Genomic DNA, 24,447 nt, shown 5'->3' with positions numbered 1-24,447 from the left:
TAAAATTGCATTTTATTGACTAAATCAGGATTTAATACAATTTTTCTAACATTTCATCTCGTAAACTAGTCTTCTATTCTTATGTTAAATCAACCATTGATAAAAGTAAATTATTATTCTTTATAATAATAGAAATTGATTTAGAAGGTGATTATATTTTATCCATAAATACATGAAATTGTATATATGTCACATTAAGTCACTATAAAATAACATTTAATATGATTATGTTTTAATCGTTTTGTTGTAAAAACTTTTCAATATAAAATGCTGATTCTTCTATAGATTTATATTCTGTGTTAATCACGGTTGCATTTAATTTATTGAATATTTCTTCGGCATAGGATAATTCTTTTTTAATTCTGTCTAAACTGTTGTATGTTGACGTTTTTGAAATACCTAACGCCTCAGCACGATTTTTTCTAATATTAGCGATATAATTGGGACTTGCTGTTAAACCGAATACCTTTAGTCCTTTATGTTGAAATACACTTTCAGGAATCGTCACTTCTGGCACTAATGGTATATTCGCTATTTTATAACCTTTATTGGCTAAATACATACTCAATGGTGTTTTAGACGTTCGAGATACGCCAACAATTAGGGCGTCCGCTTCTCCAATATCCGTGAAGTGTTTACCATCATCATATTTAACCGAATATTCTATAGCTTCAATACGTTTGAAATATTCTGTGTTCATTTTTCGTAATGCGCCACTTTCCATCAGTGGTGTAGATTGCGTATGTTGCTCAATCATCGTGATTAATTCCGACATATAATCTATATATGATATTTGGTGTTCCTGTGCATATTGATGACCAAGTGCATTGAAAGATTCACTAACCAGTGTTGTAACCACTATCGCGTTTTTTTCATGCGCTAATTCTAATACATTAAGAAATTCATTTTCATCCTTAATATATGGGAACTTCTTAATTTCTATTTGTGTTAAATCTGGAAATTGGGTCAGTGTCGCATGTATCATCCGTTGTGCCGTTTCCCCTATAGAGTCAGAAACGATGTAAATCGTTAATTGTTGTGCTTGTTGTTCTTTCACATTATCTCTCACTTTCTTCAGCTTGACTCTGAGCTGTAGCTAGGATTGCTCCAGGTACACGGAATGGTGAACATGAAACATAATCAATGTCCAATTGGTTAAATCTACGTATTGATTTTGCATCTCCACCTAATTCTCCACAAACACCTATTTTAATGGACGAATTAACGCGCTTAGCATTTGTGACCGCTATCTCTATCAGTTGACCTACGCCATCATGATCTAACGTTTGGAAAGGGTCAAGCTGTAATATATTACTTTCAGTATACACATTTATAAATTTACCTGCATCATCTCTTGAGAACCCATATGTTAATTGCGTCAAATCGTTCGTTCCAAAGCTAAAGAAGTCACATTGTTGTGCCAATTGGTCCGCAATCAAACATGCTCTTGGCGTTTCTATCATAGTGCCAATCAAGTAATGTACTTTATCTTTCATATCATTTTCTAAATCCTGAATCGTTGATACTAATTGTGATTTTAATGTTGTAAATTCTTCAACTGTAGATACAAGTGGAATCATGATTTCTGGTTGAGATGTAATACCTTCTTTTTTAAGGTTAAACACGCTAGTCATGATTGCCTCAACTTGCATTTCATAAAGTTCAGGGTAAGTAATAGCTAGGCGACATCCTCTATGTCCTAACATTGGGTTAACCTCATTCAAATCATTGATTCTTCGTTTTAGATGTGCTGTAGAAACATTTAATTGGTCTGCAACCATAGCAATATCTTCTTCTGTTGATGGTAAGAACTCATGTAACGGTGGATCTAATAATCGGACAATTGTTGGTCGCCCAGATGACAATTTAAATATGGCTTCAAAGTCTTCAATTTGATATGTCTTGATTTTATTTAATGCTTCTACACGTTCATCATAATTAGAAGCTAATATAAATCGACGCATTTCCACAAGGCGTTCCGCACCGAAAAACATATGCTCTGTACGCACTAAGCCAATACCTTTAGCATTAAACTGATAACCTGCTTGTATATCTTGTGGTGTTTCTGCGTTCATTCGTACCTGTAATCGTGCAATTTCTTCTGACCATTGCATAAATTGTTCGAACTCATCACTATGTTCAGCGCTAACTGTTTCAATTTCTCCAAGATATAAATCTCCAGCGCTACCATCGACAGAAATGATATCTCCTTCATGTAACATATCACCATTAGGGTAATGTACTGTTTTGTTTACTGTATCAATTTCGACATCAGAACAACCTGTCACACAACATTTCCCCATCCCTCTAGCGACAACTGCAGCATGTGATGTCATTCCTCCATGTGTAGTTACAATAGCTTCACTCGCCACCATACCTTCGATATCTTCCGGAGATGTTTCAGGTCTCATTAAAATAACACTGTCACCATTCTCTGCTTGAACTTTAGCTTCTTCAGCTGAAAATACAACTTTTCCTGTCGCTGCACCTGGACTTGCAGGTAGCCCCATTTTCGAAATAACCGTCGCTTGTTTTAATGCTTCTTCTTTAAAATTAGGATGTAATAATGTCTCGATTGATTTTACATCAACTTGTGTCACAGCTTCTTCTTTAGTAATGAGCCCTTCATTAACCAAATCAACAGCCACTTTAATAGCTGCTCGAGCCGTACGCTTACCATTACGCGTTTGTAATAAATACAATCTTCCATTTTCAATCGTAAATTCAATGTCTTGTAAATCTTTATAATGCGTTTCTAATTGTTTCGTCACATTGACAAATTGTTGATGCACATCTGGCATTTGTTCCTTCAATGTATCAATATCCTTGGGTGTACGAATACCTGCTACGACATCTTCACCTTGAGCATTTAATAGATATTCTCCAAATAATTGATTCTCTCCTGTCACAGGGTTTCTAGTAAATGCCACGCCTGTACCACTTCGTTCACCACTATTACCAAATACCATTTCCTGAATGTTCACAGCTGTACCAATATCATGTGGAATATCATTTAAATCTCTATAGACACGAGCACGATCATTATCCCAAGACTTAAATACAGCTTCAATGGATTCTTCTAATTGTTGAAGCGGATCTTGAGGGAAGGGTTTATGACCATGTTCTAAATAAATCCCTTTATATTGTTCACAAATTTCTTTTAATCCTTCAGCAGTAATATCAGCATCAGAGTTATATTGATGCGCTTTTTTATATTGTTCAAAATATGTATCAAAATGAGTCATTGGTACGCCATATACAACATCACCAAACATTTGTAATAAACGTCGATAGCAATCATATGCAAATCGAGCATCATCTGTTTTAGTGGCAAGTTTTTCTACATTCTCATCATTTAATCCTAAATTTAATATGGTATCCATCATACCTGGCATAGATATTTTCGCACCACTTCGTACTGATACAAGTAATAAATGATCCTGAGATGAAAAAGATTTGCCTGTTCTATTTGAAAAAGCAGTTAAGTGGTCATGTAATTGTGACTTTACTTCGTCTGATAAATGTTCACCTTGCTTTAAGTAATCTATACAAGCTTCTGTCGTAATCGTAAAACCGTCTGGAACAGGTAAACCCAATCGTTTCATTTCCGATAAATTAGCACCCTTTCCCCCCAATAAGTCTTTCATAGATTTTTGTCCTTCATCAAATGCATAAATCAATTTTGTCATAAGTAAGCACCTCTTTTTATTATGTCATACTAATTAATTTTGAGTATGTCATAATAAAAAGAAAAATACAAGCATGATATGAAAACGATTACGCAAAGTTTTTATTATTGTCACAATTCATCTAATATTTGTACTAAAAATCTATAGTTGTTTCAGCCATCTTTTTACAAACAATGTGTCATACTAATAAAAAACCTGAGCATGGATCCAATGCTCAGGTTTTTCTCACTTTATATTTTATTCATGTTCTTGGTTATATTTTTCTACTTCTGCATCTCTTAATTCTACACGTCTAATTTTACCTGAATTTGTTTTTGGTAATTCTTCTACAAATTCTATTGCACGTGGATATTTATATGGTGCAACTTCATTTTTTGTAAAGGTTTGAAGTTCTTTAATTAGCTCGTCATCACCTGTGTATCCATTTTGAAGAATTATAAACGCTTTAACAATATTACCTCTTAATTCATGTGGACTTGCTACGACAGCACATTCTTTAACAGCAGGATGATTTGTCAATGCATCTTCTACTTCAAATGGTCCAATCGTATAACCAGAACTAATAATGATGTCATCTTTACGACCTTCAAACCAGAAATAACCATCTTCGTCTTGATGAGCTAAATCTCCAGTCACATAATAATCGCCTAATCTTGCAGCTGCAGTTCGTTCTGGTTCTTTGAAATACCCTTTAAATAGCGCTGGTAAGTCTAACGGCACAGCAATATTACCTTTGACGTTAGGTTCCACTTCATTTCCATCGTCATCAATAATAGTTGTATAACTACCTGGAATAGATTTACCCATCGCACCTGGACGAGATGCTGTATCTTTTAAGAAACCAATTAATAATGTACTTTCTGTTTGACCATAGCCGTCTCTCACTGTGATATTAAAATACTTTTTAAATTGTTCAACGACTTCCCTATTTAATGGTTCACCCGCTGACACTGCACTATGCAGATGTTCTAAATGATAATCATCTAAATTTTGTAATTTAGCCATCATACGATATTCTGTCGGCGTACAACATAATACATTGATTTGATATTCTTGTAATAATTCTAAATATGTTTCTGGTTTAAAACGACCGTTATATACAAACGCTGTTGCCCCTGAACCTAAACTTGATAAAAATGGACTCCATACCCATTTTTGCCAACCTGGCGCTGCAGTCGCCCAAACAAGATCATCTTCTTTAATACATAACCAATGTTTAGGTGCCATTTGTAAATGCGCATAACCCCAACCATGTGTATGAGTAACAGCTTTTGGATTACCAGTAGTACCAGACGTGTATGATAAAATCGCAACATCTTCTCGAGAAGTATCAGTCACTTCTAGTTCATCACTTGCATTGGGTTTCTCTTCTTCAATTGAAATCCAATCTGGATGTGTATCACCAACAATAAATTTAGTAAGGTTTTGATATTCTTTTAACCCTTCAAATTCCTTAATAAATTTCCCAAATGAAATAACCGCATCAATTTCACCGTGGCTTACTCGATATTGTAAGTCTTTGGTACGTAACATTTCAGAACTTGGAATGATGGCAATCCCTAATTTTAATGCTGCAATATATAATTCATATGTAGCTATAGCTCTTGGCATCATAATTAATACTTTGTCTCCATGTTTCAAGCCATGCTTTTTGAAAATATTACCTACTTTATTCGCATTTTTTATCAATTCTTGATAAGTCACTTCAATATGATCATGTTCTGAATCTTTGTAAATAATTGCTTTTTTAGTTGCATCTGTAGCATATTGTTCTATTGCTGATGTAATATTATACTTTTCAGGTGCAAGTAAATCTGTTTTTTGCATATTTTTACTCCCTTTCCATGTCATTCTTTTCAATTTTATCAAATGTATTATCACATTGATATATTTTACTCTTTATTGACAGACGACCAAACTAATATGACTTTCATATTCATCAAAAAACGGTACAGAAATAATTTCTGTACCGTTTCTTTATATATTAGAATATATCTTCATAATTTAGAAACTGATTGGCCATATCTTCAAGTTCTATTCTAATATTATATGACAAATCACGATTGACAATTAGGTTATCAACGCCACGTTTTGTTCCACGTTTGCGATGTGTTTGTGCGTATGCTGATGACTTTTGCCAATCATAAAAGGCTTGTCTCGATTGCCATAAAGTCACTATAATATAATGTTTATGTTTAGTTTGAGGTCTAAGAAAACGTAACGCTTTAAATCCTGGTACATCTTGCAAATGCTTTTGACGTCCTAAAAATTTATCTTCAAATTGAGTTTCTTTATCTTCATTGACATATAAATGATTGAGCACACAAAATGTATCATTTGATAGCTCATTAATCGATTCTAAGATGTCATAATACTGAGCATCATTATTTTTCTCGATCATAAATGTATCGTCTGATTCATTCATCTTATATGTTTTATAGTAATCATTCAATAACATGTTATTCCTTCATCCTAATTCATTTTTACTTTTCTTTATACAGCTTGTTCGTATAATGAGAGTGATCTTTTAACTATTTCTAATATTTCATCGTCTAAATTAGTCACTTGCTTAAAATATAATAATATATTATCAGCTAGTTTTTCTTCTTTTGGAAATTGTATATCCTTATCTACCCATGCCGCAAGTTCGCCTAGAGGTGTCTGGTCCCCCGTAAAACTTTGTATAAATTCATAAAACGTCACGCTATCACCTCATCTTACTTATTGCTACTATACTATCACGAAACGCGCAATAAAACATCACTATCAATCAAATAGCATTAAACTTTTTTCATTTTCAAAATTATATCAACTCACATGTAAGTCGTTTTACATGATTGATATTATTTTGAGCGACGTGATAATTTAGGCAAAGCTACACAAACTACTAAAAATGAACTTAATGCCATTAAAGCATTAAACCAGAAGCTTATCATAGCACCAGTAGCAATAGAAGATGTACTTGCCATTACACTATAAATCGTACCGGCTAAAGTAATACCAAATGCACCACCTAAAGATGAGGCCATTTTATATATACCTGCTGCCACACCTACTTCTGATTCTGAACAATTGGAAATGGCAGTATCTGTGGATGGTGTTGCAAACAAACCTAATCCCAATCCAAATAACAAATAACCTAATACACAAACTACAATGTAACTTGTAACCGAGAGCATAGTCATCGACATGAATAACACGCCTAACATGGTTGAAAACGTACCAAGTAACATTGGTTGTCTGGGTCCCACTTTTCTTAAAAACATTTCGCCAACTCTTATCATAGAAAGCACAGCAACTAAATATGTGATTGATAACATACCTGCTTTAAAAGCAGAAAATCCTAAACCTTGTTGTACAAACGTATTCGCAACAATGAGTGTTCCTGCCACTGTATTTAGTAAAAAGTTAGCTAATGTTGCAACCGAATATAATCTATTATTAAAAAGATTAAAATCTATTAAGGGATACGATGATTTTCTTTCAAAGTAATAAAATATGATAGCCATCGTAATACAAAAACATATCAAACATATGATAAATATAGAAAGCCATCCCATCTTTGACCCTTGCGTAATAACAATATTGATACTGAGCATAATTAAAACAAGCAACCCTACACCTATAACATCAAAGCGTTTCTTTTCTTTGCCTAGGTATGCAGTTGTTTCTGGTGTGCCCTTAATAAGCAACAACGCAATAAGCGACGCGATAATAGAAAATATAAATATATATTTCCATCCTAAAAATGTAGTCATTACACCACCAAATATAGATGCTAAACCTGAGCCACCCCAAGAGCCTATGGACCAAAAACTCAATGCACGTTGTCTATCTTTACCGTGATAGTATGTTTTCACTATTGCTAAAGTCGCCGGCATAATGGCTGCTGCGGATAAACCTTGAATTGCTCTTCCTATTAATAGTAATGGCACAAAAGATGTAGCAATAACAAGTAATGATCCTATGATATTAAGCCACAAACCGATATTCGTTAATTTGACACGCCCATATGTATCAGCAAGACCGCCAGCACCTACAACAAACATTCCACAAAAGAGTGCTGTTAGACTGACGGCTATACTGATTGTCTCTAAACGACTATGAAATGCTTGCGTCAATGTTGGAATCACGTTAACTAATGACGTCGCAAATAGCCAAAATGTTAACACCGATAAAACAATACCAATTAATAATCTATTATTACCTTTAAATTCTTGTTGTTGATTCATAGTTGTATTAATCTCCTTTAATTCAAGTAATCTAGCACAACAGTACCCACTGCTTCAGCTGCAACTAACATAGAAGATTCGCTAATATTAAATTTAGGGTGATGATGCGGATAAATCTCACCGTCTTCAGGTGCAGCACCTGAGTAAATAAATGTACTTGGTAATTCTACTGCATAAAACGCAAAATCTTCAGACGGTGGTTGTGGTTCACATTCTTCAACACCTTTAATATCATTGTCTCCTGCATTTTTAATTGTGTCAGCAACGTAAGATGTAAATTCTGGGTTATTGTATAATGCAGGATAGTCTTTATTAAATTCAAAATCACATGTCACACCGAATGTACTTTCTAATCCTTCTACGAGACGCGTTAATTCTTTTTCAATTGTATCTCTAGTATCATCTGTTAATGCGCGCACGTCACCTTCAATTTCAATACTATCTTTAATAACATTAAATTGACCTTTACCGTCAAATGAACCAATAGTTACAACACCTGTTTCAAATGGACTTAAGCGTCTAGACACTACAGTTTGTGCTGTTGTCACAAAGTTAGCCCCCGCAACGATCGCATCGTTTGCCATGTGGGGTGATGACCCATGACCACCTTTACCATGAACAGTAAGTTTGAAATACGCACGTCCTGTTTGAACAAATCCTTCTTTATAAAAGACTTTACCAGCTTCCATCGTACTCATGACGTGTGCGCCTAGTACATGATCAACACCTTCTAAGACACCGTCTTTAATCATACCTTGCGCACCACCAGGAGGCATTTCTTCAGCTGGCTGATGAATAACAATAACTTTACCTTTAAATTGGTCTTTCATTTCGATAAGTGTTTCAGCCAAAATTAACATATAAGCAGTATGTGCATCGTGTCCACACGCATGCATAACACCTTCATTCTCAGAGGCGAATGGTAACCCAGTTTCTTCTTTAATTGGCAACGCATCAAAATCAGCACGAATTGCAAGTGTTTTACCAGGTTTACCACTATCAATCGTTACTTTTACACCATTTTGTCCTACATTCGTTTCTACTTTACAATCTTTATCTTTGTAAAAGTTAGCGATGTATTTAGGTGTTTCTACTTCTTTAAATGACAATTCAGGATGTTGGTGAAGATATCTTCTAATCTCAATCATTCTATCTTCTTTTTCACGTAGACGTTCAACTAAAGTATTACTCATAAAATCCTCTCCTTTTATCTATATTATAATACGTTATTCCCATTTATTGTTGTGTCACACTTTACATTGTTAAAGACATCGTTATGAAAATATAAAAAATCACTTCGATATGAATATGTCATACCGAAGTGATTAATTGAAAAGATTTAATGTTTATAAAATGGATCGTTTTCTTTAGCGCCAGCCATTTCATCATGAACACCATGTTTATAATAATCAACATATTGAGGTTCTAATGGCTTTCTACCACGAATAATATCAGCAGCTTTTTCTGCTAACATTAGAACTGGTGCATGAATATTTCCGTTTGTTGTTCTAGGCATTGCTGAGGCATCAACAACACGTAAATTTTCCATACCATGAACTTTCATTGTAAGTGGGTCTACAACTGCCATTGGATCTGATGCAGGTCCCATTTTCGCACTGCATGATGGATGTAACGCTGTTTCACCGTCTTTACGTACCCAATCTAAAATTTCTTCATCTGTTTGAACAGATGGTCCTGGTGAAATTTCTCCAGCATTAAATGGGTCCATTGCTTTTTGAGATAAAATGTTTCTTGCAACTCGAATAGCTTCTACCCATTCACGCTCATCTTCTTTGGTTGATAAATAGTTAAAGACGATACTTGGTTTTTCAAATGGATCTTTAGATTTAATTTTTAAGCTACCGCGTGAATTAGAATACATTGGTCCAACGTGAACTTGGTAACCATGTGCGACAGGTGCTTTTTGACCATCGTAACGTACTGCAATTGGTAAGAAGTGGAACATTAAGTTAGGATAATCTACTTCATTATTTGAACGTACGAAACCGCCACCCTCGAAGTGGTTAGAAGCTGCAGCACCTTTACGTGCGAAAATCCATTGTAAACCGATAAATGGCATGCGTTTAACATCTAAACTAGGTTGTAATGACACAGGCTCTTTACATTCATGTTGAATATACACTTCTAAGTGGTCTTCAAAGTTTTCACCAACACCAGGTAAATGAACACGAGGTTCGATACCTTTAGATTTCAAGAATTCTGAATCACCAATACCAGAAAGTTGTAATAATTGTGGTGTATTGAAAGCACCACCTGATAAAATAACTTCTTTGGCATTAATTGTTATTTCTTTACCATTTTTCTTGTAAGTAACACCCGTTGCTCTTCTACCATCGAAATTAATTTTAGTTACAAATGCTCTTGTTTCTACATCTAAATTTTTACGTTTCATAGCTGGTCTTAAATAAGCTCTTGATGCTGACATACGGCGTCCATGGTGTACTTGACTATCGAATGGGCCGAAACCTTCTTGACGGAAACCATTCACGTCAGGGGTTTTATGATATCCTGCTTCAACACCGGCATCAAAGAAAGATTTGAATAATGGATTGGTTGCTGGACCACGTTTTAGTTTGATTGGGCCATCATGTCCTCTATATTTATCATATGGCGCTGAACCATAAGTTGTTTCTAATTTTTTAAAGTATGGTAAACAATGTGCAAAGTCCCAAGTTTCCATACCTTCAGGTTCTGCCCAACCTTCATAGTCCATTGGGTTACCTCTTTGATAAATCATACCGTTAATTGAACTTGAACCACCTAATACTTTACCTCTTGCGTGGTCTACTTTACGTCCCATATGTGGTTCTTCTTCTGTTTGATAAATCCAATCATATAATGGATTACCAGATGGGAACATTAACGCAGCTGGCATTTGAATAAATAAATCCCAGAAATAGTCACTACGTCCTGCCTCTAATACTAATACATTTTTATCTTTATCTTCACTTAGTCTTGCACCTAATACTGATCCTGCGCTACCGCCACCAATAATGATGTAATCGTATGAATCATGTTTTCTACTCATCACGTATAACCTCCGAAATCAATTTTTATTTGTATGCATCTCTTTCATTGTTATCTTGAATCGTACTGAAATATGTAAGAGGTTGAGTAACTCATGTCACTTGCGTCACTCGAACCTCTGTTTCATTACTATGTTTTATTTACTGAAAAAGTTAACTGGTTCTGGATTAGTATTTGTTAAGATGTGTTTTGAAGTTAAATACTCTTCTAATCCTTCTTTACCGAGTTCTCTACCGATACCTGATTGTTTATATCCACCCCATGGTGCTTGTGCGAAATATGGATGGAAATCATTAATCCAAACAGTACCTAGTTTTAATTTGTTAGCAACACGTTGTGCTTTTCCGATATCTTTACTAAATACCGCACCTGCTAATCCATAAATAGAATCGTTAGCTAAGCGAATAGCTTCTGCTTCATCAGAAAATCCTTCTACTGTAACAACTGGTCCAAATACCTCTTCTTGTACAATACGCATTGATGTATCACAATTCGTAATAACAGTTGGTTCGAAGAATAAACCGGCTTGTAAATCTTCTCTTTCAGGACGTTTACCGCCAATAGCTATTGTAGCGCCTTCTTCTTTGGCAACTTCCATATATTTCTCAATTTTATCTCTATGTTCTTGTGAAATGACTGGACCCATTTCTGTATCATCATCAAATCCATTACCTAGTTTAATTTTGCTAACACGGTCGATAAGTGCCTTTTCAAAGTCTTCTTTAATATCGTTATGCACTAATATTCTTGAACCTGCTGAGCATACTTGTCCAGCGTGGAAGTAACCACCATTCAATGCTTGGTCAACTGCTAATTCAAAATCTGCGTCATCAAAAATGATGTTTGGATTCTTACCGCCAAGCTCTAAAGCCACATTAGTTACATGATCTGCTGCTTGTTTCATGATATGTTTACCAGTCTTGATACCACCTGTAAATGAAACAAGATCCACTTCTTCGTGACCTGACATAACATCACCAATTTCTGAACCGGCACCTAAAACTAAATTAATTGTACCTTTAGGGAAACCAACTTCTTCCATCAATTCGAATACTCGAATTGTTGTTAGTGGTGTAATTTCACTAGGCTTCATAACCAATGAACATCCAGTTGCTAATGCTGGTGCGATTTTCCAAGACGCTTGTAATAAAGGATAGTTCCAAGGTGTAATTTGTGTCACCACACCGACTGGTTCTTTAACGACTTTACTTTCTGAATTAGGAATTGGTGTATTAATTATTTCGCCACCGTCTTTATCAGCTAATCCTGCAAAATACATAAATACATTATGAATATCATCCATATCTGCATAAGATTCTTCTAATGTTTTACCTGTATCTAATGTTTCTAATTTTGCTAATTCTTCACGATGTTCTTTGATTTTATCTGCAATGGCTCTGACTTTTTGACCTCTGACTTCACTTGTTTCTGAGGACAACTCACCATCTTCAAATGATCGTCTTGCCGCTAAAATAGCACGTTCTACATCTTCTTTTGTACCTTCAGCTACCGTGAAAATAACTTCTTGATTATAAGGATTGATTATATCTCTCGTGTTTTTATTTGAGCTATCTACCCATTCACCATCAATGAATTGACGGTTTGACAAGCGCTTTACAAGTTCCATCAAAATACCTCCGTTAAGTTTGTTAAATTTTTATTTAACGAATTTTACAGAAATATGTTAGCATATAAAACGAAAACATGTCAAAAGGTCTGAAGAAAAGCGCTTAGGATTTGAGCTGATTCGAACGATAAATAAAATTGCTTTTCAAATTTTATGCATCGTGAGTATTTCAGCCGAAAATCCTGCTTTTCGGAAGCCGTCAAAAGGTCTGGAAAATAAAGAATCACTCTTAATTTTATTAAGCTAGTGATTCTTACGCACTAGCTTTAGCTAGTGTGTTCCTTTTGAGCTGATTCGAACGTCTCTAGTACAACGAGATAAAGCAAAATATTTTCACCTAATATTTTTCTAAAACCTTGCTTTTCATCTTTTTAAATAAAATTATATAATTGATTAGCATATAAAAGATGAAATCATGTTAACTTTATGTTGAGACGTGGTAAAATGAAATAATTCTTTTTGGAGGTACAGTCATGACACGTTCAGAAAACTACACATCTCAAGTCGAAGAAGCCAAAGACTTGGTAATTAATTCCATTGGCGAAACAATGGATTTGTATGGCATTAATCGTAGTGTTGGTAACTTATACGGCATCATGGTGTTTGAGGGAAGCATGACACTAGATGAAATGAGACAACAACTGCAAATGAGTAAACCTAGCATGAGTGCAGGTGTAAAGAAACTACAAGAATATGATATTGTTAAACAACAATTTACAAGAGGTAGCAGAAAACAACATTTCATTGCTGAAAAAGACTTCTTTACTTTCTTCCGCAATTTTTTCACTAAGAAATGGGAACGAGAAATCGATACAAATATGGAAGCAGTCAAAGATGCTGAAGCTATTATTAACCCTATCTTAAATAACAATGATTTAACTGATGAAGAACGACAAGATATTGATAAAGTGAAAGCTCAACTCGATCATTCAAAGGTGTATTACGAATGGTTAGCACAACTTAGCGAAGCTTTAGAAACAGGAGAAATCTTTAAGTACTTCCCTATTCCAGAACACGAAGATAAGTAAAAGGCTAAAGGATATCAATCCTTTAGCCTTTTTAATATGTTATAAATTATCATCTTGTTCTTCTTCTTTCACTTGAACAATTCGAAGTGAACGTCTTTCAACCTCTTTTAATTTCTCAGCACGTGTTTCCAATTTGATTCGATCTCGTCCTAAGGTAATCAAGAATGAGACCATCATAAATATGAATATGACGATTAATGGTACACTCGCAAGTATCGATGCAGTCTTAAGTACATCCAGTGCTCGTTCTCCACCTACTAACATGAGTGAGAATGGTAGTAAACATAACGCAAATGCCCAGAATAATCTGTTCGCTCTTAATGGCTCCCCAATCACTTTCTTTTGAGAAGCAGCCGCTAAAATATAAGAACCAGAATCAAATGTTGTCGCTAAGAATAAGAATGCTGAAATTAAGAATAGGACAATCGTTATAGTTGGGAATGGTAAATGATGCATTACCTCAATGATAGTAGCCTCTGTACTGTGATGATTTAAGAAATCAACCACATTAAATTGACCAGAAATTTGTAAATAAACGGCATAGTTACCGAATATACCAAAGAATAATGCACAACCTAACGTACCATATATCATCGTACCAAGAACGACTTCTTTTAAAGTTCTACCTTTTGAAATTCGAGCAATAAATAAACCGATAAATGGTGCATAAACTAGCCACCATGACCAATAGAATATCGTCCAATCTTGTGGGAAATGTGTCTCTTTACGGTGACCTATACCACCAAATGGCTCAACCCAAGTTGCCATATGGAAGAAATCTCGCATCATGTTCCCTAAACCAGTCACTGTAGTTTCCATAATAAATACAGTTGGTCCAATAATGAAGACAAAGGCTAATAAGATGAATGATAACCATACATTGACGTCACTCAACTTTTGAATACCTTTTTTCAATCCTGTATATGAACTAATGGCGAATATAACTGTGATAGTTAACAAAATGATTGAACGCATAACCATATTCTCACCATTTAAACCTGTAAGTCTTTCAATACCTGCTGATATTAAAGGTACACCTAAGGCAAGTGATGTTGCCGCACCACCTAATAATCCAAAGATAAATAAGATATCAACAAGTTTACCTACAAACTTATCTGTTTGTCCTTTTAATATAGGCCTACACGCTTGGCTAATTTTATATATAGGTTGTTTTTTAACGAACACTAAATAACCAATTGGTAATGCTGGCAATACATAAATCGCCCATGCAATCGGACCCCAGTGGAACATTCCGTATTGCGTCGCATACTGTAGTGCTTCATCGGACATACTTTTAGCGCCATTAGGTGGCACTTGATAATAGAATGCCCACTCAATTACACCCCAATATAGAATATCTGAACCAATACCTGCACAGAATAACATGGCTGCCCAAGTAAATGTGTTAAATTCCGGCTTGTCACTCGCTCTACCTAGAGTAACATTACCGTATTTACCAAATGCTATGTATAAAACGAAACAAAAAATAGCTAATCCTAAGAATAAATAAACAGAACCAATCGAGTTAGAAATTGCACTATTGATATCTGTAATAATTGTCTCACTTGCTTTCGGGAAAACCATCATAGGTATAACAGCTAAAAGTAACACTATGACTACACCTATAAAGGTCGTCCAGTCCATAACTTTTTCTTTTCTCAATCGTGATCCCCCTAATACTAAATGATTTATGAATCTTGATGTTCTTAAGTTCCACGTTCAAATATAATTGATTCACAAAATTGACAATAACGAACATTTAATAATAATGCAAATTACATACAAAGAAATACAAACCCATTATTGAATAATTATATAATTTCTGACGATTATTCTTTCACAATTGATTGTTGTGACAACAGTATTAAATTTAGATTTAACGAATTAAACAAACTTAACTTCATTAAATATATGAATTTTTATGCATTGAAACAGAATTTTTATTTATTTTACTTTTTTTCATTAATTTTGCTTAATTACAACAAAAAAACTATCTCCCACTTAATTCGTGAAAGATAGTTGATTTCATTACTTGTTAGTATCCTAATAATAATTTTAATGTAAAACCAATTACAACTGAGGTGATTATGACAAAGAATCCCGGAATAATAAAACTCGTAGGCCTTGTTCTTCCTGTTTCGTCCAATTCAACTGCAAATAATAAAGTAGGTTGTGCTGGAATCACAAAGTTAACGTTAAGCGTCTGAACCATGGCGACAAAATATATGGGCGGAATGCCTAGACTCATAACAATTGGCACCATAATTGATGCAGTCGCTGTTTGAGAAATCACAATCATCGCTACTACTGATACGAGAACGATCACTAGCCAAGGTACACTACTAATAGCTTGGCCAATATCATTCTTTAATATTTTCAAATTATTAGGTGCGTTAAAAATAGTAGCGCCTAACCAACCAGGACCTAATACTGCAAACAATGCGCCAAATGCTGATTGAGAAATATGTGACGTTAAAATATCTGACGTATTAATTTTTGATAATAATAGATTAATGGCAGCACTTAAATACATAAAGAATTGAACAATATCTGTCATTTCTACATTGACAGTTTTGCCATTTACATTAAATGATGGCATTAAATGAGGGAATATCCCAAATGTTAATATGCCTAATACACATATTAAGAATGCTAATACACCGAATTTTACATTTTTTGAAAATTCACTAGGTAATGTCTCTTCTGGTAGTTCGACTAACTTTTGTGATGGTATGGGATTATTTTTTCCAACAAATGTGCAGAATACACTTAATAAAAGCATACTCATCATCGCAGTTGGTAATACAATACTTAAATATTTTCCCATAGAAATATCGTAACCAGCTAACACCGATATGATATAAGCTGTCGCTGACGCAGCCGGACTACATAAAAGTGCTAAATTCGCAGTAAGTACTGATGCAGTAAGTGCTTTTTTAGGTTGTATGTTTGCTTTTTGAGCTGTCTTAGCAATAATAGGTTCTAATGATAAAGCAATATTAGCAGTACCAATGCCAAAGACAAATACAAACACAATCATTGGTGCAATAAAAATAATTGATTTTGGGAATCTCTCGATGATTTTAGATGCGATATATACAAGGTAGTCTATACCGCCAGTAGCTTGCAACGTACCACCTGCGATTCCTATTGATAGAATAATTAACACTGCTGTGACAGGTGCAGAACCCGGTGGTATTTGAAAACCAAAAATCATAATGAGTTGCGCTACAATAGCAAATATGCCGCAGCCAAGTGCACCGGCTGTTCTTAATCCTAATAACACAGCTAAAATCATAATCATAATTTCTATTATAAACAGTAGCAATTTAGGGACTCCTAACTCTCTTGTGATGTTAATTTTTAGTAACATTGATATTTTATCACTTAAACATGTGATAAGTATATATTTTCATATTTGATTACAAAATCAAATGTATTATTTTATCAATATAAATGAGCGTTTAAAGCTGATATATCTAGTATTTAGACATCGTCAACAAATGTTAACAATTACAAATTAGATTAATATTAAAAATAAATGAGCAACACTACACGTTGTAGTGATTGCTCATTCGATTCATTATCTTACTATTATTGTTGTGTTTTACGTGTTTGGCGTCGTTTTTTATAAATCGTTTCTTCAATAATGGATCCTACGATAAGACCAATGGCAATCATCCATTTACCTATTAATAACCACATATTGTCTCACCTTCTCTATATTGAATCTTTGCTCTTAGTATTACATTTCCCTTTTATAACGAGTTATAACATGATTAAAAGCTATTACTCGTTGATGGGCCACTGCAAATGTATTCACTCAATTGTTGTCGTTGTAAAGATGTGGATACATCAATCACTCTTTGATTTAATGACCCTTTGTAAGGTAGATTAGGACGATATAACTGCGTGATAAACATACCATCAACTAACACATCCACAGATTCTAATAATTCAAAACGTAATCCCTTATCTTGTGAAAGATATTCAAATTGGAATCCAGTCCACACCCATATTGTTTTGGTCTGTCCAAATCTTTGTCGAAATGCTTGTACAAGTTTCAATGTCACGTCTAAGTTACAAAAGGGCTCGCCTCCTAAAATACTTAAACCACTAATATAACTCTGTTCACAATATGAGATAATCTCTTGTAATATTTTCTCTGTAAATGGTTCACCATACTTAAAATGTTGCGCCGCTTTGTTATAGCAATCCAGACATTGGAATGGACATCCTGAAACATACACACTACATCGTACACCCTCACCATCTACAAAGCTATGTGTTTCAATCTTAGCTATATATCCCTGTCCATGTTCTATTTCTAATATAGGATTCATTGTCAAGATTCCTTCATATGCTTCACACGCGCACACATTTCTTTATGACGTCCTTCAATAACTGGACGTTGAACTGGATTACCTAAATAACCGCATGTCCGTTTAACAACATCAACCGTTTCAGGGTTATCATTACCACATTGTGGACATTGATAGCCGTGTGGTGTTGATTTAAAATCTCCATCAAATCCACATTCATAACAATGATCTATTGGAATATTGGTACCTAAATACCCTACCTTATCATAAGCATAATCCCATACCGCTTCTAGCGCTTTAATATTATGATTCAATTTAGGGTACTCACAATAGTGGATAAAACCACCACTCGCATAATATGGATAATCTTTTTCAAAATCTAATTTTTCAAACGGCGTAATATCTTTTCTTACATCATAATGAAATGAATTTTGGTAATAGCCTTTACTTGTAATATCTTGAATATCTCCAAATCGTTCTTGATCTAACCGACAAAAACGATCGGTCAATGATTCACTAGGCGTACTGTATATGCTAAACCAAATGTCATATTGATTTGTCCATTGTTTTTGTAGACGCTGCATTTCTTTTAATATTTCAATTGTAAATGCTTTGGCTTCGTCATTATGTTCCCAATTAGGTCCATAAAATACTGTAGCAGTTTCATATAATCCGATGTATCCCATGGAAATCGTAGCTCTTTTATTCTTAAATAGCGCCATTACATCTTCGTGATCATCGAGTTTATTTTTAAATGCACCGCTTTTATATAAGATTGGTGCATTATTTACTGTCGCTTCTTTTAATCGCTCTATTCTATATACTAAAGCATCGTGCATTAACGACATTTTGTTATAAAAAATTTTCCAAAACGTTGTCATGTCACCTTTTGATTCAAGCGCAATTCTTGGTAAATTTAAAGTTACAACACCTAAATTACAACGTCCATTATTCTCAAATTCACCTTGTTCATTACGCCAACTTGGTAAAAACGATCGACATCCCATCGGTGCTTTAAAATCGCCTAATAATTCTACAATTTTATCGTAATTTAATATATCAGGATACATGCGTTTTGTTGAACATTCTAATGCAAGTTGCTTGATATCATAATTCGGATCTTCTTTTTTCAAATTAATACCATCTTTAATAGAAAATACTAACTTAGGAAAAATGGCTGTGACACGATCTTTACCTAATCCTTTAATTCTCGTTTTCAATATCGCCTGCTGTATTTTACGACTTAATGTATCTGTTCCTAAGCCAAATCCTAATGTGACAAATGGTGTTTGACCATTAGAGGTATACAGTGTATTAATCTCATACTCCAAACTTTCAATGGCGTCATTAATATCTTTAGTCACTTGTTGCTCTACATATGTTTCAATCTGTTCATCTTTAACATAAACTTGTGCTATTTCACGATGATGTCGCTCATTATATTGTGCATACTCACTCAATAATTCATCTACACGATCCACTGTACATCCACCGTATTGACTACTAGAGACGTTCGCAATAATTTGTACAAGTTGTGCTGATGCTGTCTGAATTGATTTTGGAGATGTAACATTGGCATTACCTATTTCAAAGCCATTTTTCAGCATGCTTTTTGCATCAATTAAACAACAATTTGTTAATGGTTGAAATGGGTGATAATCTAAATCATGAAAGTGAATATCACCATTTTGATGCGCCTCAGCAATATGTTTAGGCAATAAATAATTTAAAGCATATGATTTTGAAACAATACCTGCCGTTAAATCACGCATAGTCGAAAAGGTATTGCTATCTTTATTAGCATTCTCATTTACGATAGTTGGATCCTTCTCAATCAAACCAGTTAATGATTGTTCTAGTTGATTCATCTTACCACTCTTTTCTATATATAGTGTTTATTTAAAATTTAAAACACAATATATAGTATTACAATGTATAATCGATGACTTAACTAAACTGTCATAAGTTTATTACTAATTCATGAACAACTATAAAAATAATCATTCAATTTTTGAAATCATTGTTTTGAAAATTGAATGATGTCAAATAATAATAAACTCCCATGGAGGCACGAATTTAATCACAACCCTGACAAATATGTCACACCCATTCAAAATTTAATCCAAAACAAAAAAAGAACTCAAAATAATATTTAATATTATTTCGAGTTCTTATTTGAATATAAATCATTATGAAATGTAGTTGTATGAACCAGCTTGGCTAGCTGAAATAGTACGTGTTGAAACGTTACCTGGTCCACCATTATAGTTCATTTCTGAAACTTTGATTGAACCATCACTATTTACATTTTCAACATATGCAACGTGACCAAATGCACCTTGTGATGTTTGCATAATTGCACCTTGTTTAGGTGAATTACTTACATTATAACCATCTTGTGCTGCAGCGTTTGCCCAGTTACTTGCGTTACCCCAATTAGAACCGATTTTGCCGCCAACTTTGTCATATACATAATAAGTACATTGACCAGCAGTATACGCATTTGAACCAGAGCTTGATTGTCCAGAAAATGCAGTTGAATTATTTGAAGATGGCGCGTTTTGTGTAGTCACTTTGATATTTTTATCTGATGTTGAATAATCAGCACCTAATCCGCCACCTTGATTATTTGTATTATCAGTAGTATAAGATTGTGTATTTTGATTATTGTTTGTAGCATTATTTGAATTGTAGTTTTGAGTAGTTTGGTTACCATATGAATAACTATTGTTATTACCTTGTTGTTGGTTAGGACTCCAATTACCTTTCCAATCATAGTGGTAGTTACCTTGTTGGTCAATTGTATATGTGTATTCATATGAATAAGGATCGTTAGGATTATATCCGTTATTGTTTTCTGCTGCATCTGCATCATGTTGCATTAAACCAAATGTTGCGAAACCTGCTGTTGCAATTGTAGCTGTAGCGATTTTTTTCATTTTAAATATCCTCCTAAGAATGATAAAGCTTTTTTGTTTACTATCTCGTGGCTACCTTCAATTTTCTATAAACATATAAGTTTCTTCTTCGTTAATTAACGACAAGACACACTCTAACAAACAAACAAGCTTTTGTGGGCGATGTTAAGATTTTGTAAATGAATCATAATAATCCAACATTTTTTGTAAAATTGTTGGATTACGGTTGTAATGGCTTTCAAAAGGATAGCTACGCAACTTAATCATTTTGTTAATAACAATTATTACTATGTATGTAATTTATCTGACAATTTTCTACATAAAAAAACTAAGATTATTGCATTATCCACGCAATAATCTTAGTCCATTTCATTTGGTTTTATTTGGTTTTGTTTAAATAATTCAACATTACTTGTTGATACATATCTGTATAGTCTAAATATCTTGATTTATAAACATATTCATCTGTTTTGTGTGCCATAGTCATATGACCTGGGCCAATAATAGCTAAATCAAAGTCTTCATCTTTATCTACTAATAATTCTGCTGCATCAGTCGCCCCAACTAAACCAGATACTTTAAATTCATTATTATAATCTAAAAAGCTTTGTACTAACGTGCTATCTTTTTGAGAATATACTGTTTGATGATCGACAGTTACTTCTAAAGAAAGTCTGTCACTATCAACTTCTTCTATCGTATCTTTAAATAATTTTTCAATCGCTCGATTATCATATTCTGGTACGGTTCTCACATTAAATTCAGCATACGCTTCTTCCGGAACAGTATTAAATTGTTCTCCACCTCGTATAATCGAATTCACAATAACAAGTCCTGCAGCTACGTCTTCAACTTTTTCTTCCGTCTTATCGTCAACTTGGTCGCCAAAGAATTCATCAATAAATGGGTGCACATCAAGTGCATATGTACCTTCGTTTTTCTTGATGTCATCATACTTTTCTTTAATTTTTTGAATAAATTCAATGAGGGTATTAATCGCATTATGTCCCAGTGATGGTAATGAGCTATGTGCGGGCACGCCTTTAGATGTTACTTTTAATCCCATGGAGCCTTTTGAGGCGTAAAATACAAAGCCATCTGACGGTTCGGCAATAATTAAACCATCTAAATCATCAACATAGCCTTGTTCTTTAAGTTTCTCTGCCCCTGACATTTCTCTTTCTTCTGCTGTAGTAGCCATTAATCTAATTGAACCTTGTTGTAGATGACCTGACGCTTTAATTTCAATCATAGCAATAACTAATGCTGCTAAACCGCCCTTCATATCAGTCGTACCTCGACCGTACAATTTACCATCTTCTTCTGTTAATTTAAATGGATCATGCTTCCATTCATTATGATCCCCAGCATCAACAACATCCATATGCCCTGAGATACCTAGTTTCGGTGACCCTTCACCAATTTCGGCAATTAAATTCGCTCGATTATCGTCAACTTCCTGAATCTTAGAGTCTATATCATATTTGCTCAATAATGATTTAAGATATTTACATACTTCAAGTTCATTATCATTTTCAGTATTTATCTCAACCATATCTGACAATATTTGAATTTTATCCTCTTTAGAAAAGACACTCATGTTATCACCTTCATTTTATGTGTATAATTACTTATTTCTTATTTATTATTTCACAATCAGTAGATGTTCAAACATTAATTTAATTTTTAATTCATATTGATAACTATCTTATTTCCAAAAAATAAAGCGTGTATGAAAATGAATCAGTTCCATTACACGCTTTACCTCGTATTTTTAAATATAACGATGTTCTTTTAAATAGCTTAATATTTGATTAACCGATGACTCAACACTATTATCTTCAGTATTAATGATGATTTCTGGTTCTTCTGGTGGTTCATATGGCGCACTAATACCTGTGAATTCAGGTATTTCACCTGTACGTGCCTTCTTATATAAGCCTTTAGGATCACGTTGCTCACAAGTCTCAATACTGCATTCTGTATAAACTTCGATAAATTCTTGTTCCTCAAATAATTGTCTAACATTATCCCTATCTTGTTTGTACGGTGATATAAAAGCTGTAACTGTAATTGCACCTGAATCTACCATTAGCTTACCTACTTCACCGATGCGTCGAATATTCTCTTGTCTATCTTCAGGAGAAAATCCCAAATTTTTATTTAAACCGTGTCTGACATTATCTCCATCTAAACGATACGTTTGTTTGCCATCTTCAAATAATGCCTTTTCTAAAGCAACCGATACCGTAGATTTACCTGATCCTGATAAACCAGTAAACCAAATTAATACACTTTGATGACCATTACGCGTTTGTCGTTGTGCTTTTGTGACTTCAGATTCGTGCCATGTAATATGTTTTGTTTCACTCATTTAACATCACCCTTTGTCATTTCTCTTTTAATCCTTTGATCAGCACATTTGCCACTTCTGGTCTTGAAAATTTTTCTGGTAATGATTCTCCGTTGCGTAATTTTTCTCTTACTTTTGTACCACTTAAATGTAAATGATTCGAAGCATCGTGTGGACAAGTTTTAGCTGTAGCCATATTGCCACATGCCTCACAGTAAAAGGCATGCTCAAATTTTAAAATTTGTATATCTAATTCATTTTCAAATTGAGAAATAAATTCCTGTGCTTCATAAGTGCCATAATAGTCACCAACACCTGCATGGTCTCTACCAACAATAAAGTGTGTGCAACCATAGTTTTGTCTTACTAGCGCATGTAAAATGGCTTCTCTTGGACCTGCATATCTCATCGCAGCCGGATAAATGACTAAACGTGCTCGATTTTCTGGGAAATAGTTTTTAAGTATGGCTTGATAACTTTCCATTCTTACCTCTGCTGGAATATCATCAGATTTAGTTTCACCTACTAATGGATTTAATAGTAATCCATCTACAATTTCTAATGCTGATTTCTGAATATATTCATGGGCACGATGAACTGGGTTTCTAGTTTGAAATCCTACAACAGTCTTCCAATTCACTTTATTAAATAGCTGTCTCGTTTCTAATGGGTCAAGATGGTAATCTACAAATGCATCATGTTGTGGACGATTAATCAATTGTATTGGCCCCGCTAAGTAATACTCACCTTTTTCGTAAACCTTTTTCACCCCTGGATGTGCATTATCTGTTGTACCATAAACATGTTGTGCTTCCTTTTCTTTATCATAAGTATATTTTTCTTCTAAATCTAACACACCATACAATGTACCATCTTCTCCATATAGTGCTACCTGTTCGCCAATCTCTAAATTGTTAGCCTCTGTTTGACTTACTGGCAATGTAATTGGCACACTCCAAACATGACCATTTTTTAGATGAACATGTTCTACGACACTTTCATAATCAGCTTGATTCATAAAACCAGTTAATGGACTGAACCCACCAATGCCTATTAATTCTAGATCCGATAAGCTCCATTGATTTAATATAATTGAATGTAAAGACTTCGCATTTTCAATCAGTTGTTCTCTTTCTGTACCTTCTACAATACGATTGACCAATGTTCCACCATGTGGGCGAATAGTATCATTTGTAAATGTTTTATGCTCTGACATATTTAAATCCCCTT

At 34.1% G+C, this 24,447-nt stretch carries 18 protein-coding genes; 1 reads left to right on the top strand and 17 read right to left on the bottom strand.

What is annotated here, in order from left to right:
- Positions 1-232: 232 nt before the first annotated feature.
- The 9 genes from P7F85_RS01335 to betB form a co-directional block, all read right to left on the bottom strand.
- Positions 233-1,057: a pyruvate, water dikinase regulatory protein gene (locus P7F85_RS01335; RefSeq protein ID WP_015364657.1), complete on the bottom strand. Its 825-nt coding sequence runs from the start codon at positions 1,055-1,057 to the stop codon at positions 233-235.
- A gap of 1 nt (position 1,058) precedes the next feature.
- Entirely contained in the window at positions 1,059-3,689 is a 2,631-nt protein-coding gene (ppdK, locus tag P7F85_RS01330; RefSeq protein ID WP_002466525.1) for a pyruvate, phosphate dikinase, read from the bottom strand.
- A 237-nt stretch (positions 3,690-3,926) separates the two neighbouring features.
- Complete coding sequence (gene mbcS, locus P7F85_RS01325) at positions 3,927-5,516, bottom strand: acyl-CoA synthetase MbcS (protein WP_002465382.1); 1,590 nt, start codon at positions 5,514-5,516, stop codon at positions 3,927-3,929.
- A gap of 157 nt (positions 5,517-5,673) precedes the next feature.
- A complete protein-coding gene (locus tag P7F85_RS01320) occupies positions 5,674-6,147 on the bottom strand; it encodes an antibiotic biosynthesis monooxygenase family protein (protein ID WP_002465381.1) in 474 nt (157 codons plus the stop codon).
- Positions 6,148-6,182: 35 nt separating this feature from the next.
- Positions 6,183-6,392, bottom strand: coding sequence for a sterile alpha motif-like domain-containing protein (locus P7F85_RS01315; protein ID WP_002465387.1), 210 nt, complete (start codon positions 6,390-6,392; stop codon positions 6,183-6,185).
- A gap of 140 nt (positions 6,393-6,532) precedes the next feature.
- Positions 6,533-7,921, bottom strand: coding sequence for an MFS transporter (locus P7F85_RS01310; protein WP_002465391.1), 1,389 nt, complete (start codon positions 7,919-7,921; stop codon positions 6,533-6,535).
- A 17-nt stretch (positions 7,922-7,938) separates the two neighbouring features.
- Positions 7,939-9,114 (bottom strand): M20 family metallopeptidase, encoded by a 1,176-nt coding sequence (locus P7F85_RS01305; protein ID WP_002465369.1) that lies wholly within the window; start codon positions 9,112-9,114, stop codon positions 7,939-7,941.
- A gap of 146 nt (positions 9,115-9,260) precedes the next feature.
- Positions 9,261-10,970, bottom strand: coding sequence for a choline dehydrogenase (gene betA / locus P7F85_RS01300; RefSeq protein WP_002465372.1), 1,710 nt, complete (start codon positions 10,968-10,970; stop codon positions 9,261-9,263).
- A 135-nt stretch (positions 10,971-11,105) separates the two neighbouring features.
- Complete coding sequence (gene betB / locus P7F85_RS01295) at positions 11,106-12,596, bottom strand: betaine-aldehyde dehydrogenase (protein ID WP_002465377.1); 1,491 nt, start codon at positions 12,594-12,596, stop codon at positions 11,106-11,108.
- Positions 12,597-13,069: 473 nt separating this feature from the next.
- Between betB and cudC the strand changes: the two genes are divergently transcribed.
- The gene (gene cudC / locus P7F85_RS01290) at positions 13,070-13,624 is read left to right on the top strand and encodes a choline uptake/conversion transcriptional regulator CudC (RefSeq protein WP_002465374.1); all 555 of its coding nucleotides are present in this window, start codon (positions 13,070-13,072) and stop codon (positions 13,622-13,624) included.
- 39 nt (positions 13,625-13,663) lie between these two features.
- Here the strand turns inward: cudC and P7F85_RS01285 are convergent, their stop codons facing one another.
- The 8 genes from P7F85_RS01285 to sat all read right to left on the bottom strand — a co-directional run bounded on the left by P7F85_RS01285 (position 13,664) and on the right by sat (position 24,433).
- On the bottom strand, positions 13,664-15,286 hold the full coding sequence (locus P7F85_RS01285; RefSeq protein ID WP_002465378.1) for a BCCT family transporter: 1,623 nt from the start codon (positions 15,284-15,286) through the stop codon (positions 13,664-13,666).
- 373 nt (positions 15,287-15,659) lie between these two features.
- Positions 15,660-16,952 carry an anaerobic C4-dicarboxylate transporter family protein gene (locus P7F85_RS01280; RefSeq protein WP_002465371.1) on the bottom strand — a complete coding sequence of 431 codons (1,293 nt, stop codon included), beginning with the start codon at positions 16,950-16,952 and terminating at the stop codon, positions 15,660-15,662.
- Between the two features lie 451 nt (positions 16,953-17,403).
- On the bottom strand, positions 17,404-17,967 hold the full coding sequence (nrdG, locus tag P7F85_RS01275; RefSeq protein WP_002465380.1) for an anaerobic ribonucleoside-triphosphate reductase activating protein: 564 nt from the start codon (positions 17,965-17,967) through the stop codon (positions 17,404-17,406).
- A gap of 2 nt (positions 17,968-17,969) precedes the next feature.
- On the bottom strand, positions 17,970-19,814 hold the full coding sequence (nrdD, locus tag P7F85_RS01270) for an anaerobic ribonucleoside-triphosphate reductase (protein WP_002465392.1): 1,845 nt from the start codon (positions 19,812-19,814) through the stop codon (positions 17,970-17,972).
- A 321-nt stretch (positions 19,815-20,135) separates the two neighbouring features.
- Positions 20,136-20,885, bottom strand: a complete 750-nt coding sequence (locus tag P7F85_RS01265) for a CHAP domain-containing protein (RefSeq protein WP_002465388.1) — start codon at positions 20,883-20,885, stop codon at positions 20,136-20,138.
- Positions 20,886-21,243: 358 nt separating this feature from the next.
- On the bottom strand, positions 21,244-22,464 hold the full coding sequence (locus P7F85_RS01260) for an ArgE/DapE family deacylase (RefSeq protein ID WP_002465376.1): 1,221 nt from the start codon (positions 22,462-22,464) through the stop codon (positions 21,244-21,246).
- A 174-nt stretch (positions 22,465-22,638) separates the two neighbouring features.
- Entirely contained in the window at positions 22,639-23,238 is a 600-nt protein-coding gene (gene cysC, locus P7F85_RS01255) for an adenylyl-sulfate kinase (RefSeq protein ID WP_002465370.1), read from the bottom strand.
- 16 nt (positions 23,239-23,254) lie between these two features.
- The gene (gene sat, locus P7F85_RS01250) at positions 23,255-24,433 is read right to left on the bottom strand and encodes a sulfate adenylyltransferase (protein ID WP_002465386.1); all 1,179 of its coding nucleotides are present in this window, start codon (positions 24,431-24,433) and stop codon (positions 23,255-23,257) included.
- Positions 24,434-24,447: the final 14 nt, after the last annotated feature.

Source organism: Staphylococcus sp. aM (genome assembly GCF_052975125.1).
The sequence above is the reverse complement of the archived record's forward strand: the minus strand, read 5'-3'. Positions and strand labels throughout refer to the sequence as shown.